At 62.8% G+C, this 12,205-nt stretch carries 18 protein-coding genes; 10 read left to right on the forward strand and 8 right to left on the reverse strand.

From position 1 onward, the window contains the following. Window positions 1-844 precede the first annotated feature (844 nt). A complete protein-coding gene (locus MKK55_RS14410; RefSeq protein WP_243935611.1) occupies window positions 845-3,076 on the forward strand; it encodes a TonB-dependent siderophore receptor in 2,232 nt (743 codons plus the stop codon). A gap of 512 nt (window positions 3,077-3,588) precedes the next feature. Here MKK55_RS14410 and MKK55_RS14415 read toward each other — a convergent pair. Both MKK55_RS14415 and MKK55_RS14420 read right to left on the reverse strand, forming a co-directional pair. Then, window positions 3,589-3,771 carry a hypothetical protein gene (locus tag MKK55_RS14415; RefSeq protein ID WP_243935613.1) on the reverse strand — a complete coding sequence of 61 codons (183 nt, stop codon included), beginning with the start codon at window positions 3,769-3,771 and terminating at the stop codon, window positions 3,589-3,591. Between the two features lie 392 nt (window positions 3,772-4,163). Further along, window positions 4,164-4,475: a hypothetical protein gene (locus MKK55_RS14420; protein WP_243935622.1), complete on the reverse strand. Its 312-nt coding sequence runs from the start codon at window positions 4,473-4,475 to the stop codon at window positions 4,164-4,166. Here MKK55_RS14420 and MKK55_RS14425 point away from each other — a divergent pair. After that, the gene (locus tag MKK55_RS14425) at window positions 4,474-4,947 is read left to right on the forward strand and encodes a hypothetical protein (RefSeq protein ID WP_243935626.1); all 474 of its coding nucleotides are present in this window, start codon (window positions 4,474-4,476) and stop codon (window positions 4,945-4,947) included. The genes MKK55_RS14420 and MKK55_RS14425 overlap by 2 nt on opposite strands. Before the next feature lie 179 nt (window positions 4,948-5,126). Here MKK55_RS14425 and MKK55_RS14430 read toward each other — a convergent pair whose 3' ends face one another. Next, the gene (locus MKK55_RS14430) at window positions 5,127-5,351 is read right to left on the reverse strand and encodes a hypothetical protein (protein ID WP_243935628.1); all 225 of its coding nucleotides are present in this window, start codon (window positions 5,349-5,351) and stop codon (window positions 5,127-5,129) included. A gap of 279 nt (window positions 5,352-5,630) precedes the next feature. On the opposite strand from MKK55_RS14430, the gene MKK55_RS14435 reads away from it, so the two are divergent. Beyond that, window positions 5,631-5,831, forward strand: a complete 201-nt coding sequence (locus MKK55_RS14435) for a hypothetical protein (protein WP_243935630.1) — start codon at window positions 5,631-5,633, stop codon at window positions 5,829-5,831. Between the two features lie 111 nt (window positions 5,832-5,942). Here MKK55_RS14435 and MKK55_RS14440 read toward each other — a convergent pair whose 3' ends face one another. Next, window positions 5,943-6,152, reverse strand: a complete 210-nt coding sequence (locus tag MKK55_RS14440; RefSeq protein ID WP_243935632.1) for a hypothetical protein — start codon at window positions 6,150-6,152, stop codon at window positions 5,943-5,945. Window positions 6,153-6,344: 192 nt separating this feature from the next. Here MKK55_RS14440 and MKK55_RS14445 point away from each other — a divergent pair, with 192 nt between their 5' ends. Continuing rightward, window positions 6,345-6,488 (forward strand): hypothetical protein, encoded by a 144-nt coding sequence (locus MKK55_RS14445; RefSeq protein ID WP_243935634.1) that lies wholly within the window; start codon window positions 6,345-6,347, stop codon window positions 6,486-6,488. A 48-nt stretch (window positions 6,489-6,536) separates the two neighbouring features. Here MKK55_RS14445 and MKK55_RS14450 read toward each other — a convergent pair whose 3' ends face one another. The 4 genes from MKK55_RS14450 to MKK55_RS14465 all read right to left on the reverse strand — a co-directional run bounded on the left by MKK55_RS14450 (window position 6,537) and on the right by MKK55_RS14465 (window position 8,145). Further along, window positions 6,537-6,920: a hypothetical protein gene (locus tag MKK55_RS14450; protein WP_243935636.1), complete on the reverse strand. Its 384-nt coding sequence runs from the start codon at window positions 6,918-6,920 to the stop codon at window positions 6,537-6,539. A 57-nt stretch (window positions 6,921-6,977) separates the two neighbouring features. Beyond that, window positions 6,978-7,523 carry a hypothetical protein gene (locus MKK55_RS14455; RefSeq protein WP_243935638.1) on the reverse strand — a complete coding sequence of 182 codons (546 nt, stop codon included), beginning with the start codon at window positions 7,521-7,523 and terminating at the stop codon, window positions 6,978-6,980. A 75-nt stretch (window positions 7,524-7,598) separates the two neighbouring features. Next, entirely contained in the window at window positions 7,599-7,811 is a 213-nt protein-coding gene (locus MKK55_RS14460; protein WP_243935640.1) for a hypothetical protein, read from the reverse strand. A 10-nt stretch (window positions 7,812-7,821) separates the two neighbouring features. Further along, window positions 7,822-8,145 (reverse strand): hypothetical protein, encoded by a 324-nt coding sequence (locus tag MKK55_RS14465; RefSeq protein ID WP_243935643.1) that lies wholly within the window; start codon window positions 8,143-8,145, stop codon window positions 7,822-7,824. A 111-nt stretch (window positions 8,146-8,256) separates the two neighbouring features. Here MKK55_RS14465 and MKK55_RS29335 point away from each other — a divergent pair, with 111 nt between their 5' ends. The 6 genes from MKK55_RS29335 to MKK55_RS14495 form a co-directional block, all read left to right on the forward strand. Next, on the forward strand, window positions 8,257-8,466 hold the full coding sequence (locus MKK55_RS29335) for a multiprotein-bridging factor 1 family protein (protein ID WP_409566061.1): 210 nt from the start codon (window positions 8,257-8,259) through the stop codon (window positions 8,464-8,466). Next, window positions 8,463-8,675, forward strand: a complete 213-nt coding sequence (locus tag MKK55_RS14475) for a hypothetical protein (RefSeq protein WP_243935645.1) — start codon at window positions 8,463-8,465, stop codon at window positions 8,673-8,675. The genes MKK55_RS29335 and MKK55_RS14475 overlap by 4 nt, the downstream gene beginning before the upstream one ends. Window positions 8,676-8,869: 194 nt before the next feature. Then, window positions 8,870-9,427, forward strand: a complete 558-nt coding sequence (locus tag MKK55_RS14480; protein WP_243935647.1) for a hypothetical protein — start codon at window positions 8,870-8,872, stop codon at window positions 9,425-9,427. A 464-nt stretch (window positions 9,428-9,891) separates the two neighbouring features. Beyond that, window positions 9,892-10,203, forward strand: coding sequence for a hypothetical protein (locus tag MKK55_RS14485; RefSeq protein ID WP_243935649.1), 312 nt, complete (start codon window positions 9,892-9,894; stop codon window positions 10,201-10,203). A gap of 955 nt (window positions 10,204-11,158) precedes the next feature. Continuing rightward, a complete protein-coding gene (locus MKK55_RS14490; protein ID WP_243935651.1) occupies window positions 11,159-11,452 on the forward strand; it encodes a hypothetical protein in 294 nt (97 codons plus the stop codon). Then, window positions 11,449-12,205, forward strand: a 757-nt coding sequence (locus MKK55_RS14495) for a replicative DNA helicase (RefSeq protein ID WP_279596196.1), incomplete at its 3' end; no start/stop codon positions are given. The genes MKK55_RS14490 and MKK55_RS14495, both read left to right, overlap by 4 nt.

Consider the following 12,205-nt stretch of genomic DNA (forward strand, 5'->3'; position numbering starts at 1 on the left):
AGGCATAGACAAACAAAAAAGGCCACCCCCGAAGGAGCGGCCCGAAGTCTTGGGAGGAAACGTCCAAGAAGGACAGCGGGACCGCGACGCCATCGCCGTCCCGCACTGCGAACCTAGGTCGCTGCGCTGCAGCGAACAACCAGCCCGGTGTTACATTTCTGGTCTGCCAGATCGTGGCAGATAGCGGCGAGCTCAAAGGGAGAGCGCACGGCTCCCCCCATCGTTCGCTTGGGCCGCATCGAGCAGTTCGACGCTCCAACAGCCATGTCGCCGCGGTGGCCGAACCATGCTGCGGCGCAATCATTACGCGTCAGACACCGCACACGAGATGCGGTTCCGTTTTCGCCCACGCCTTGGAGTACGCCATGTCGATCCACAGAGACCGCGCTGCTACTCGTCCCTCTACCGTGTCTGAGGCCAGCTCCGTCAGGGCAGAGGATGCCCGGGTGCAGCCTCCCAAGCGTCGCCCCACCACCGACCGTGACCTGCCTGCTGTTGGTTCGTTCGGCGGATAAGACCAGACCGGGTCGCGATCGAACGCGGCTGCACCTTTGCGACCCGTATTCCGGCATTCCGCGTTCCGATCACCGCGAGTTTGTTCGCACTCTCGATCCGCAGCGCACGTCACTGCGCTTCATCCTGGTGCCCTATCCCCGGGGGGATACTCGCCTTGCCGTAGGCTCGGCTCCTCTACCAAACCTAATGATGCCCCCAAGCTTAGAATAACTTCAGATTTGAAGTGCTCTAAGTGTGTGATTTGAAACACGTTTTCGGCTTGCGGCGTAATCCTCGAACCGCGAAGAGGTAGGTGTTGCGCCGATCCAGGCGCGTGTCAGCGTGCGCCATGTCCGACCGTTCTCCCCTCCTCGCCGTGCTTCTCGCTACGACTACCCTAGCCGGGAATGCGATGGCACAGGACGCAGCCGTCCAGCTCGATCAGCTTTCAGTTGAGGCCGCGGCGCCGGGTAATTCAGCCCCGTCGCTCAGTGCAGGTGGACTCAACCTCAGTGCCGGCGATGGGGGTACCGCGGCGACTAGCGGCGGCGGCGGCGGACCCTCCGGTATTTCCGGCTACACCGCTCGGGTCGCGACGGCGGCGACAAAGACCAACACCCCGTTGATCGAGGTTCCGCAATCGGTCTCCGTCGTCACCCGCGAGCAGCTCAACGATCGCAACGTCCAGACTTTCAGCGACGCCATCAACTACGTCCCGGGCGCTATTTCCGCGCGGTCGGGCTTCGACTCCCGGTTCGATCAGATCTTCATCCGCGGCTTCGACGTGCTGACGAACCAGGGCATTTACCGCGACGGCCTGCGGGTGATCGGCAGCGGTTTCGCCTACCCGAAGAGCGAGCCTTACGGTGCCGAGGCGCTGACGATCCTGCGCGGCCCGGCCTCCGGCCTCTACGGCCTCGGATCGCCCGGCGGGATCCTCGATATCACGAGCAAACGCCCCGTCTTCGTACCGTTCGGCGAGGTGCAGTTCCAAGCCGGCAGCTTCGATCGCTTCCAGGGCAACTTCGACGTCGGCGGACCCCTCGCGGGTTCTGACGGAACGATGGCTTACCGCCTCACCGGCGTACGCCGCGAGGCCGGCTCGTTCATTGGCTTTGGCACGAACGACGACCAGTTCAATATCGCGCCCGCCTTCACCTGGAAGCCGTCAGCCGACACCACGTTCACGTTCCTGAGCGAGTTCCAGATCACCAACACGCCGGCGACGACGTTCTACTACAACGATCCGGGCTTTCGGGCGACGAACTTCTACATGGGCGATCCGCGCTTCGCCGGTCTCGACCAGACCCAGTACCGCATCGGCTACGCCTTCGAGCACAAGTTCACGCCGGACCTGATCTTCCGCCAGAACTTCCGCAACTATGGACTGAACCTGAGCGCGAAGTACGTGGACATCACGTCCATCAATGCCGAGCGCACTGTCGCTGCACGCGACAACGGATACCTCCGCGCCGGCCTTGTTCAGCAGACCCTGGACAACCAGCTCGAGGCGCATCTCGTCACCGGCCCGGTCGCGCACACTGTGGTCGGCGGCGTCGACTACGCCCGCTACAGCCTGACCAGCCGGTTCGGGAGCTTCTACGCCGACAACGTCGCCGTCCCGGACCTGAACCTCGTCACGCGCAACTATGGCCAGCAATTCATCGCCACGCCGGCCTTAGGAGCGGCAGCGCGCCAGACCCAGGACCAGGTCGGCATCTACCTGCAAGACCAGGCCAAGTTCGGCAATTTCATCCTCACCGTGAACGGGCGCTACGATCAGGTCTTCCAGGACACCCGGTCATCGCCCGACACAGCCGTCTCGCGCCAGGACAACGACGCCTTCACCGGCCGCGTCGGCCTCGGCTACGTGCTTGCGCCGGGGCTCGTACCCTATGCCAGCTACGCTACCACCTTCACGCCCCAGGTCGGCCTCGACCGGAACGGCCAGGCGTTCAAGCCGGCCACCGGCGACCAGATCGAGGCTGGCGTGAAGTACTTGATCCCCGGCACCAGCATCCAGACGGCGTTTGCCGGCTTCGAGATCAACCAATCGAGCATCCTGATCCCCGACGCGGCGAACATCCTGTTCCAGACCGCGGGCGGCTCGGTGCGCTCCCGTGGCTTCGAGGCGGAGGCCACCGCCAACCTCGGGCCGGGCACGAACCTGACGGTCGCCTACACGCACGTCGATCTCCGGTTCGTGAATGCGATCGCCTCGACCGGGGACTCGATCAACGGCAACCGCGTCTCTGGCATCCCCGGCGACACCTATGCTTCGTTCCTGACCTACGCCTTCCCGCCATCCTCGCTTCTGCGCGGGCTCCAGCTCGGCGGCGGCATCCGCTATATCGGTTCGAGCTACGCGGATGACCTCAACACGGTGCGGAACACCGCCGTGACGCTCTACGACGCGCTAGTCGCCTACGACTTCGCCGCGCTCGACCCACGCTACAAGGGCTTCCGCGCCCAGCTGAACGGCTACAACATCTTCGATCGCAACTTCCAGACCTGCTCGTTCGGGTTCTGCAACCGCAACCAGCCGGCCACGGTCATCGGCAGCCTGATCTATCGTTGGTGAGGAAGGCACACACGATCAGCCGCTGATACCCAACCCATCACACTTCCCCGTTACTCCTAATCAGCGGCTGACAGGTCGGATCGACGTAGGTGCCAGATCCCCACAGTTTGACTGTTGCCCTGTCAGCCCGTGTGCGCACGACCGCGGGTCGTCAGAGTGCTAACCGGATAGGGGGACCGAGGAGCGAAGCTGTAGCTCTCGCCGGGCCTGCTCTTTGACCTCTTCACGGACCGCTGGGCTCTCGATCTTCCGTAGCAGGCTTTCCTTCGTATGGCCCTCGAACGGACGGGGAGTCTGCCAGCGGTGGCGTGCCATCCCGATGATCGATTGCGTCAACATCCCGTCCGTCTCATCAATCAGGTCGAGGCTCGATCGAAGGGTAAAGGCGGCCCTGCATGAAGGGGCATACAGGACCGCCACAGCGGATCGGGCAGACCTGCTGGCCGCCGACGCGGCACCGACCCTATTACAACACCAGGATTGGTGAATAATAGTCGATCACTTTGCGGCGCCTAATGCCGTCGCCGACCTCGCTCCTCGTCAGCCACCGCTTCAACCGCCGCGATGGCGTTTTCAAGCTCTGCGATCTGCCTCAGGACGCTCGCGGCCGGCAACGTGTCGTGTTCGGCTGCGGCTAGGATCATCACCCGCTGATGAGCCTTGAGACGGTCTAGGAGGGCGTCGAGCTTGTCCATAGCGCGCTGTAGCGAGGCGTGCCCTCCTCGACAACACGGAACACGCCAGCAACTTCAGTGCGTGTGATATGATCCCTCCCGAATGGTGGGCTTTCGCTGGGCCGCTTGTGGCCCTTTGAGGCCCGCCCGCTGAGGGCCATCGCGGCTCCGTGGCAAGGCCACGGTCGTGCACGGTAATGTACGGCAGCGACACGGCAAGAAGCACGGTAGAGGCAGGGGTATCACACCACACGCACTGAAGGTTCGCCGGCCCTGCTACCGATCCCAGCGGCGATAGACGTCGTCGTGCGGGCCAACGCTACAGTTCGTGGCGGCAGGTTTCTCGGCCGAGATGTCCGTGCAGTCGTGGAGGGCGCGGACCTTGGCAAAGAGCAAGGCGTCGAGACCGGCGGTCACGACCACCACCCCGGTAAACCGCCCCATGCCGCGGCAAGGATCCGCTCACGCTGAGCAGCCTTCTCCGGCACGGCGGCATGGATGCGGTTTGCCATGTAGTCGAGCACGTCGCTCGCACCCCCGGCGGTAAGTAGCTCCTCGCCCTTCCGTCGGATCGGGGCGATGAAGGCCATGGCGGCCGGCGAGCCGACCTGATGCTGCTCGACTGCCGTGAGGAGCGACAGGATCGCGGTCTCGGCTGCAGCGACGGTACCGCCGGTCGGAGGATCGAAGACGTGGGTCTCGATGTGATCGCGAGGCGATGGCATGGCAGGCTCCTCGGCGCTCCTGCTTTCGGACAAGGGGACGCACACCGGCGGCTCGACGCCCTCGGGCCGGATGCCGGATAAACCCGGCAGTCGAAGGGCGATGGATCGAGGCGCGCTGATGGCAGGTGGAATTCTCGAGGGTGCCGGCCTGCCGCCGTTCCTGCAGGCGGTGATGAGCCCATGGGTGGTCGCCATCGAGACCGGGACGCTTGGCATGCGCGAGATGGTAGCTGCGGCCGCCTCCAGTACGGCCGCGAACCTCAAGCGTCGCGTCGTCGTTGATCCCGCGCTGGACCTTGCGATCGCACAGGCAGTGGTGGCGTCGGTCGCCCTGGCGGAAGAGCTCGATAAGCGAGATGCTGCGCCGACCAAGCCGCGTGCTGCCGCGCTTGCGGCTGTGGAAGCGGTAATCGCACACCTGCGGACCGCCGCACCGAACGAGGATACGCGAGCGCTCGGGCTGGGGTGGTAGGACGCGCTACCGGTTGTCTCACTGCAACACCCTTGCAGTGATGAAACAGACGAGGCCCGCGAGGGCGTAGAGGATGGCACCCCAGGCAACGCGACGGGATCTGCCGGTCCTATCGAACCGTCGCCAGTAGGCGAACTGTGCGTGCACCGCTGCGGCGGCCATGAGTACGAGGGCGGTGTTCACGACCGCCACCCCTGCAGGCCGGCCCATGCCGCCGGGTCGCCGGCTTTGGCGAGTGCTTGGCCCTTGCGGCGGTGGGCGGACCGGTAGGCTGCGGCGGTCGGCGAGCCGTCGGGTAGGCCCTCAATGGCGTTGAGGAGCGCGACGATCACGGTGCCGAGCTGTTCGGGGTAAGCCGATGCCGGGGCGACGGTGGGACGACGGGCGGTACTGGCGCTCGGCACGGCAAGCTCCTCAGGCTGCAGGGTAGAGGCGGGCGAAGGCTAGCGGAGACTTGCCGACGGGGCAGCACGACCAGGGGCTCCATGCGGGACGGTGGTGGTCATCTGAGATGCGGATCCTGATTGGGACCGATGTTGATTTTACCTGAGTGGCCGACCGTCCACACCCTGCTGTGATCCGGCTGGAACCACCGCTCAGGCACCCCGTTGAACTCAAAATTAGATCTGTTCTAATTCGCAACCGAGGGCGGCAGCGCCGCCAGCCACATACGGGAGCCGACAATGGCCAGCGCGACCTGTCAGAGCTGCAAGTTCTTCGACGAGCATCACGGCAACGGCGCCCAAGCAGCGGATGATGCCGGCCTGTGCCGCTTCAACCCGCCCGTGAGCCAGCCGGCACCAGAGGCCAAGGGCCTGTGGCCGGTCGTGGCAACCCAGGACTGGTGCGGACACTTCACCGCCGAGATGACTGCCGCCGAGTAAGGCTAGGTCTCGGGATATTACGATCAGGGCCAGCCTTAGGGTTGGCCCCTTTTTGTTGACTTAGTGCGTATGACGGGATGTTTAAAATCGTAGAATTCTTGATAAAAACTATCAAATAAAGTTATCAGAAGCCGAATGAATGGCACCATCATCCCAGATTCGAAATTCAAACTGGCTACACCCGCCTTTTATGAATTCCATTGCCGTATCCATGGCCTCGGTGAGGTCATCATATTCACCTGGTAATTTGATGTGCGGCACGTCCTCATCATAGAATGAGCGGCCACGCCGATTTAGAATCAGGTCGATCTCGTAAGGCATGAAACTACCGTGCCACGCTGACCGCTTACAGCCAAGGTCGGGCCAATCCCGTACGGTTTCAGACCAACCCACTACCTTCTGGGCTTGTCAGGTATCTTACCGCTGGTCGGGTGTCGTCTGATTGCCGCCGGGGACATTGCCCCCCGTGCCCCTGGAGCGATCCAAGAGAGTTTCGGCATTCCCGGCACCCACATGATCCGCATCCTCGCCGATGCGATCAAGGGCAGCGAGGATGCGATCGGCAGCGTCCAGGGCGACCTGTGCGGCTTCCTCGAGTTGCGCCCGGAGGGCGGCCCGGCTGATTGGAGTGACCGGACCCTGGCCAGCCGGCCATGAGGGTGGGTGGAGGCGGACGATGTCGCCCATGGAAGGCGGTCTCCGATCTCAGGCTGCGGGCGCAGCGGCAATGATGGTCAACACCCGAACGAGGTCCTTTTCCGCAAGCACACGCCCCTGGTCGCGGTGGAAGACGAGAAAGTGTCGGGCGAACGCAACCGCACCCGCTGCCGTGGTTGGGGGCGTCCTGAGCAACGTGCCATGGTAGTGAAGCCATGCCGCGTCGTTGGCTGCCGCCTCTTCATCCGACCGTCCCAGGGCGAAGTCCGGAGCGCGACGAGCTCGGCGGACGGTCGACATGAGACGGCGACTTTCGGTAATGGCGGCCAGGATGGGATCCGCCGCTGGCTCGGGCAGCCGCGCTCGCAGGGCGTCGGCACGCTCGCGCGCGGTCAGACTTCCGGACTCGGCAATCTTCGTTGACTGGCGCATGGGTATCTCCACGTGAGGTATGTGAGCCTTGCGGCCCGCGACAGGTTGCGGGGCAGGTCAGATGAGGGTTGCGAGGCCGGTGAAGACGGAGCCGCCAGCTACGATCGCAATGGCGGTCAGAAGCTCGCCGGCAGCCGCAAGCGCGCGCCCGACGTACCTGGCCGGTGACAGGGGCGGCCGCAGATCGATCGTCGGTCCGAGCAGCCGGCCGGACGGCAGGGCCATCGGTAGGCGCCGGACTGGCTCCACGCCCAGGCAAAAGGACAGGTCGCCCTCCCGAGCCTGCACGATGGCCCAGGCGTCGCCGTGGCTGACGGCGTTCGGAGCCTCCTCAGCCAGGAACCAACGGAGATGCCGGATCAGACAGAGCATCCCCCCGCGCGTCGCGCAGGGCGTGCCGAGAAGGGCCATCAGGGCACTGTCGGCATCGTCCTCGGCGCGCATGGGTGCCTCGCCGTCAGGCGCAGCCTTGAAGACGCTCCAAGCCTCGGCGTGCTGATCGAGGGCCGCGAGGATCGGATCAGCGTGGAAGGGCAGGCGGTCCGTATCGAGGGCGACGAACCCGGGCGGCTGACTGAAATCGGGGATACGGGCGTGCGGCATCGATCGGGCTCCGTTGAGGGCTCGTGGGGGTGGTTGGGGATCAGGGGCGTGGGGCGGGTCCCGTTTGGGCGCCGATCAGGCCGGCGGCAGGCGCGTCTTGCTCAGTTCGGCAGCGACGAGGCGCCAGCGGCGGGCAAGGCCGAGCGCCCAGGCGTGAGCCTCGCGCTGGTCAGTCTCGCCAGCCGCGATCCGGGCTCTGTAGGATGCCGCAAGGCGGAGGCAGGTCGCGTGATCCTGCCGGGCGTGCAAAAGGCGAACGGCGGGGGAGCGGATCAGGTCGGCGGCCATCAGTCCGGCCTCAGTGCGCACGGTAGGCGCGAGAGGCCTTCGCAGCAGCCCAGGCGCCCTTCAGAGCGTAGGACAGGCACACGCCCCAGGCGTCGCCGGTGACTTCCATGCGAGCCTGAGCCGAACGGATGGCAGCACGCATGATCGCCGAACGGTCGAAGGTGCCATCGCGGTTGACGAGGGGAGCGGTCGTGCGGGCGAAGCGCTTGGCGCTCTCGGTCGAAGCGACAACGGCGGCACGGGTGGCGATCGCGGCGCGGCGGGCGTCGGCGGTCAGGCGGGCGTCAGCGCTACGGGCGATGTGCGACTGGGCGATAAGATTGGCGTAGCGCATCGGGGCTGGCCTCCGTGGTGATAATCTCACCACTAGAGGTGTAACCCACACCGGTTTGATGTCAACCTCATATGGTGATAAATCCACCTCATGAAGCCATTTCAATGCCGGATGGGTCGTGCTGCCTTGGGATGGAGCACGGCGGACCTAGCCCGTGAAGCTGATGTCGGGGCGAACACGATCAATCGGTTTGAAGCCGGGCAAGATGCCCGGATCAGCAGCGTCGATAAGATACGAGACGCTCTGGAGCGTGCGGGCCTAGAATTTATCCCCGAGAATGGCGGGGGCGCTGGGGTTCGGATGCGTGAGCGAAAAGCATGATTGCCTCGTCCGCGCGTCTGTCTGAAGTCGCGCGCCTCGCTGGCCTTCTAGCCGATCAGGTGCTGGACGCGCAGATCATGAACCGGCCGGTCCCCGACAAGCACATCCGGACGCTGCTCAGCGCTGCTTTCCTCCTTGAGGAGTACGGCGTTCCGCTACCCTCGCTGCTGCAGCAGATCGTTCACGGGGCGAAGCGCGGAGCTGACTGATGCGAGAGTTCTTCGAGCACGCCGGCCTGAAGTTCATCCCTCAAGAACGGGGACGGGGCTGGTGTTCGGCTCAGGGAGCGTTAGGGGCCGTGACGATACCGAGCTCCGTAATCGCAGATTAGGATAACGAGCCAGCTTAGCTGTTGCTCGATGCGCGGGTGTGCGTATGGTTCAGCAATTCGGGAGGCGATCCTATGCTGCAACATTGTGTGAAAAGTTACCTGTTAGTGTTTATGGTTGCGGGCGCAACTTGTATTGGTCCGTCCTGGGGTGCCGACGACGAAGCTTCGCCGGAAGCGATGACATCTATGTTTCTGGCACTCGGATTTAAGCAAACTAATAGCATTAGCTCTGCGGCATGCAAGGTAATCGTTGACGTAGATCAAGCGACGGTCATCAAATCTGTGCCGCTTTTGCAAAAGCTTGATGTTCTTAATTCTGACAAGACGGCGAACGAGCTGACGCAGGAGCCGATCAAGACTACGATGGCCACCGCAATCCAGATAGCCGCCATGCAATTAAAGTCCTTCTATGACGCAAATGCATCAGCTGATAAGTGTCAGTTTGCTCACAATCTAATATCAAATGATGATTACGGCAACCCGCGGAAGTATTTAATGTTTTCCTATGGTTTTGATCGCGGAACATATACCAAAATAAATTGGCAGAATTTTCGCAGTCCAAATCTTATGAAAGTATCTAAAGGTTTCACATTCAACCCTGAGATGGGAATGCGCATGCGTAGTGAATAGACAGGCGGCGATGATTCTTACGACTATGCACAATCAGACTCTAGCGGGGCCGCTTGAGGATGCCAGTCTCGAATTCATCCCTGAGAACGGTGGCGGTACCGGCATCCGGTTCCGCGAACGCAGGCGAGGACCAATAGTTTAGGCGCTGCGCCAGATGCATCGTGACAGACGGACCGCGACCTTAATCAATCTGCTTCGGTCCATTTACATCCAACTGTCGCTTGTGTATGACTCCAGATAGAGAGATACGGCCTCGCCGGGAGACATCCCGCGCGGGGCTTTTTCATGCCCGCGCGTAAACCGATCGCGCTGCATTTTCCGCCCTTATCGCTATCCATCTCGTCGTCTCCGCTCGCCTGCGAGCTGGAGCGCCACCTGCTGCCGACACTCAGGCGCTCCCCATGGGACACCGCGGCATGGCGACCGTGCGGATGGCCGTCCTCAACTAAAATCCGGAGCCAGCCATGGCCCTCACCGGCATCCATGTGACGTGCGCTCAAATTGGCGACGTCAACGGTGCGTCCCTGATCAGCGTCGCGTTCTGGTCGCGTACCATGACGAACCCCGGGGTCACCGATATTGCCGCTCCGCAGGGGCGCACCGGTATGAACTTCGAGGTTCGGGCCGCCGTGGATGCCTGGGTAGCCCGCGGGGAGAACCCCGATCCTACGCAGGTCAGCGGCATCGGCGACTCTGCACGGATCCTCATCCCCGCCAACGAGACCCGCAACATCCTCTGCATCCCCGGCGACAAGATCGCCTGGGCAACGGCTTAACCCCACCTCCCTCTCGCAAGGAAACTTAACATGGCCGGCCAACTCCCACCCTTCCCACCGCTGGACCTCCTTCTGGGCGCTGAAGCCATTGGGGCCGAGCTTGGGCTCGGGCAGGCGCAGGTTTGGTACCTAGCGAGAACGGGTACGCTTCCCGTGATCCGGGTAGGTCGAAAGCTTTGCGTGCGCCGGTCGAAATTGGCTCAGTGGCTCGCCGAGCAAGAGGCTAAGGCGGAAGAAGCCGGCCACACTAGCTAATGCGGACGCAACATGGGCTGGCCGCCCCATACAAGCTCCTTGTATATATCGATGCCCGAGCCACCGGATATACAAGCAGCTTGTAGGATTGCAGTGCGTCCGAGATGCGCGTATCGTCCGACATGTTGATGGATTGCCCAGAGTAGAAGGCATATACAAAAACAAACCCGACCTGGAGATGTTCTCCAAGCCGGGTCTCGCAATCAGGCCGCTGCAGCTTGCAGGCACGTGGCGGCCATAGGCTATGCCGATTAGGGCTCAAAAAACTTAGCAGCTATGGTCATTGTGATCAAGGCAGATGCATATCATGCGTCCGCTAGTCGATCGGTCATGATTTCGTCCGCGCCTAAGTCCCCGAGCCTGAACCGGCATTGACCAACCTATGGGTTTGGATCGATGTCTAACATACAAGTATTACGACCTTATAATCCTGATCAGGTCATGACCAGTCAGGAATTCGCAAAGTTAGCGCACGTACACGAGAAAACAGCGAGAACATGGGGGCGGCGCTTTCATCTGGGTCGGATGATCGCCGGAAAAATGGCCTTTGATCGCGTGGCCGTATATCTATATCTCGAAGGCCAAGAAGACCTGTTAGAAAGGTATCTCTCGGGTGAAAGAGAGCTGCCGGCGATCCGGAATATCTACAATACAATGGGGCTATCGGCTCCCGCTGTGAATTTAGCAGCGGAGTAAAGCCATGGCCACCGCGCGTCATCCCGCAGGAGCAACAACTCCGGCGAATGCATCATCGCGCCTCAAGCGGGCGGAAACCCGCACCGTAGCAACGGTGAGAAAGACGAACTTCGAAGAGGTGCGCGTTAGCATCCAAGCAGGCTCAGGTTTTACCTGCATCGATGTTCGTGTGTTCGCCATGCCGGCCAGAGGTAAGGGTGATCTATTCCCCACGAAGTCCGGCATCCGTATAGCCCGTAATCGATTGCCGGAGCTGATTGAGGCACTGCAGGTTGCTGAGCGGGAGGTGTCGCAATGAATGCGCTAACCGCTTCCCTCGATGCCGTCCCGCCGAACGCCGTGGAGTCCGAACAAGGGCTGCTCGGTGCCATCCTCCACCACAACGATGCGATCGACCGGGCTCGGGACTTCGTCCAGCCGGACGACTTCTCCGACCCGGTGCACCAGCACATCTTTGCGGCGATGGTCGCTCGGCGAGATGCCGGCGAGGCGATTGACCTCGGGCTCATGAAGGCGGTGCTTGGCAATGCGGACCTGGGCGGGGTCACGGTCGGGCAGTACCTCGTCAACCTGCTGCACGGCGCCAATACCATCAGCAACGCCCCCAGCTACGCCCGATTGGTCGCACAGGCAGCGCGGATGCGGGCTGTCTTCGAGACATCGCAGTTCGGCATCGCAGCGATGACTGGCAGCACCGTGCATGACCCGGCCGAGACCGCCGGCAGCATGATCGAGGCGCTGGACGCGGTGGCCAGTGCATCGCTCGCCGACCATGCCCGGAGCATCTCGCTCGGGACCAGCGCCGCCAAAGTCCTCGACCAAGCCAACGAGATCCGGCAGGGAGCGGCGCCCCGTGGAGTGCCCTACGGCGTGCCGAGGCTTGATGCCGCGACGCTCGGCATGCGGAGTGCGCAGCTCATCATCCTGGCCGGCCGGCCCGCCATGGGTAAAACGACGGTCGGCCTACATGTGGCCATTTCAGCCGCCCAGCACGCTGGCCCTGTCGGCTTCTTCTCCCTGGAGATGAACGCGGACCAGCTCAGCGAGCGTG

Origin of the sequence: Methylobacterium sp. J-059 (assembly GCF_022829485.1) — a bacterium.
GTDB lineage: Bacteria > Pseudomonadota > Alphaproteobacteria > Rhizobiales > Beijerinckiaceae > Methylobacterium.

What these genes read in the sequence shown, in the direction of transcription:
- MKK55_RS14410 (WP_243935611.1), top strand. Translation starts at nt 845, where the DNA reads ATGTCCGACCGTTCTCCCCTCCTCGCCGTGCTTCTCGCTACGACTACC.
- MKK55_RS14415 (WP_243935613.1), bottom strand. Translation starts at nt 3,771, where the DNA reads ATGGACAAGCTCGACGCCCTCCTAGACCGTCTCAAGGCTCATCAGCGG.
- MKK55_RS14425 (WP_243935626.1), top strand. Translation starts at nt 4,474, where the DNA reads ATGGCAGGCTCCTCGGCGCTCCTGCTTTCGGACAAGGGGACGCACACC.
- MKK55_RS14420 (WP_243935622.1), bottom strand. Translation starts at nt 4,475, where the DNA reads ATGCCATCGCCTCGCGATCACATCGAGACCCACGTCTTCGATCCTCCG.
- MKK55_RS14435 (WP_243935630.1), top strand. Translation starts at nt 5,631, where the DNA reads ATGGCCAGCGCGACCTGTCAGAGCTGCAAGTTCTTCGACGAGCATCAC.
- MKK55_RS14440 (WP_243935632.1), bottom strand. Translation starts at nt 6,152, where the DNA reads ATGCCTTACGAGATCGACCTGATTCTAAATCGGCGTGGCCGCTCATTC.
- MKK55_RS14445 (WP_243935634.1), top strand. Translation starts at nt 6,345, where the DNA reads ATGATCCGCATCCTCGCCGATGCGATCAAGGGCAGCGAGGATGCGATC.
- MKK55_RS14450 (WP_243935636.1), bottom strand. Translation starts at nt 6,920, where the DNA reads ATGCGCCAGTCAACGAAGATTGCCGAGTCCGGAAGTCTGACCGCGCGC.
- MKK55_RS14455 (WP_243935638.1), bottom strand. Translation starts at nt 7,523, where the DNA reads ATGCCGCACGCCCGTATCCCCGATTTCAGTCAGCCGCCCGGGTTCGTC.
- MKK55_RS14460 (WP_243935640.1), bottom strand. Translation starts at nt 7,811, where the DNA reads ATGGCCGCCGACCTGATCCGCTCCCCCGCCGTTCGCCTTTTGCACGCC.
- MKK55_RS14465 (WP_243935643.1), bottom strand. Translation starts at nt 8,145, where the DNA reads ATGCGCTACGCCAATCTTATCGCCCAGTCGCACATCGCCCGTAGCGCT.
- MKK55_RS29335 (WP_409566061.1), top strand. Translation starts at nt 8,257, where the DNA reads ATGGGTCGTGCTGCCTTGGGATGGAGCACGGCGGACCTAGCCCGTGAA.
- MKK55_RS14475 (WP_243935645.1), top strand. Translation starts at nt 8,463, where the DNA reads ATGATTGCCTCGTCCGCGCGTCTGTCTGAAGTCGCGCGCCTCGCTGGC.
- MKK55_RS14480 (WP_243935647.1), top strand. Translation starts at nt 8,870, where the DNA reads ATGCTGCAACATTGTGTGAAAAGTTACCTGTTAGTGTTTATGGTTGCG.
- MKK55_RS14485 (WP_243935649.1), top strand. Translation starts at nt 9,892, where the DNA reads ATGGCCCTCACCGGCATCCATGTGACGTGCGCTCAAATTGGCGACGTC.
- MKK55_RS14490 (WP_243935651.1), top strand. Translation starts at nt 11,159, where the DNA reads ATGGCCACCGCGCGTCATCCCGCAGGAGCAACAACTCCGGCGAATGCA.